General features: G+C 42.4%; 1 protein-coding gene. It reads right to left on the bottom strand.

Annotated features, from left to right (window positions below):
- Positions 1–47: 47 nt before the first annotated feature.
- Positions 48–1343: phage tail spike protein (locus ACFQ8Y_RS22725; RefSeq protein WP_430586805.1), on the bottom strand; the 1296-nt coding region annotated here is incomplete at its 5' end.

The following is a 1343-nucleotide window of genomic DNA, read 5'->3' on the forward strand; positions in this document are numbered from 1 at the left end:
GAGCTAAATTTAGTATTGTCGTTTAATTCTGATCTTTTCATTTAGATTTAAGATTCAGTAATGAAGCTTTTGTTATATGGATCAGGATCATTAAAAATCATTCTACTACTTGTGATGGTTGCTGCCGTAATGGCGATACCGCTCATGGTTCCAAACTTGATTTTATCAGCTGAAAGGCTTCCGATCTTCGCGTTAGTTATTGATTGATCTTCAATATGGTTTGTGCCAATTCGCACCGTTAGCGCTGAAAATTCTGCTGTATAGTCGCTTGGCGTGTCATGATAGTTCACCGCTCTTATGCGATAGTACCAAACGTTATCTACACCGGCTGTATCATGAACCCATCCGCCCTCTTTCCCTCGCCATAATCTAGTGGAAAGAGAAGGTGTGAAACCTTGTACTTTAGAGCCGTAAACCTCATAAGCCGCAATATATGAAGAAGAATCAAAGTCCCATGCTAGAGAAACGCTTGAGAAAAGACCTTGAACAGAAACATTAGACGGTACAGGAGGCTTAATGTCAGGAAAATTCCCATCGGTAACAGTCACGCTGCGGTCAATATTATTTATTTTGTCCTCTATTTCATCTAGTCGCTTATCTGTTTGATAAACTTCTAGGAATTGGCCCATTTCTACTTGTTTTATGTGAGGGGCTATTATGTCATATTCTAAAGCAATAATGCGGGATTGAACTTCTATAGGGTCAGCCCGTTTCCGATCTATGGCCGTCCTGGTGTCTCCTAGCGAAACATGATCAGTAGGAATGACAGTTAATTCATATAGGCGTTGGGGAACTGAAGCTATATTTTTGAGATATTCAAATGTTTTTTGTAATAGCTCTTTCGGATCAAGTATGTTTTCATCCTGCCACTGGCCGAAAGAGTTAATGAACGTTCCGTCTGACTTTTTATATCCATACTTCTCTATTGCTCCAGGAAGCTCTACCCACATTTGCCCCCTCGGTTTGTCTGCGGGATCGCCAGCAGCTTTACTCCAAACCACATCGGCAAAATCAATATAACGAGAATGCCCTCCGTTCTCTGTTTCTACGCTGCCGCCCCATCCATACATAGCAGAAACCGGATAAGCCATGTCTGTAACATGAATGCTTTCAATGTTATATCCAGTCTCGAAACGATCACCCTCATCTTGCCCGCGTCGTGGCAGGATGTTGACAACTCGTTCAATAATTTTATTGCTTTCCTCGTCAAAAGTGACAGTAAAGCGCAGCTCGCCGCCCCACACTTCGATAATTTTAGTGATAGCCTCGTAAGCGCTGATATGATAAAAGTTTGTAGATTGCGTTCCCGTCTGAGCCGTTACGTTTCCAGTCCATCTTGTGCC

The sequence above is a fragment of the Isoptericola sp. NPDC056605 genome, assembly GCF_042792795.1.
Lineage (GTDB): Bacteria > Actinomycetota > Actinomycetes > Actinomycetales > Cellulomonadaceae > Isoptericola.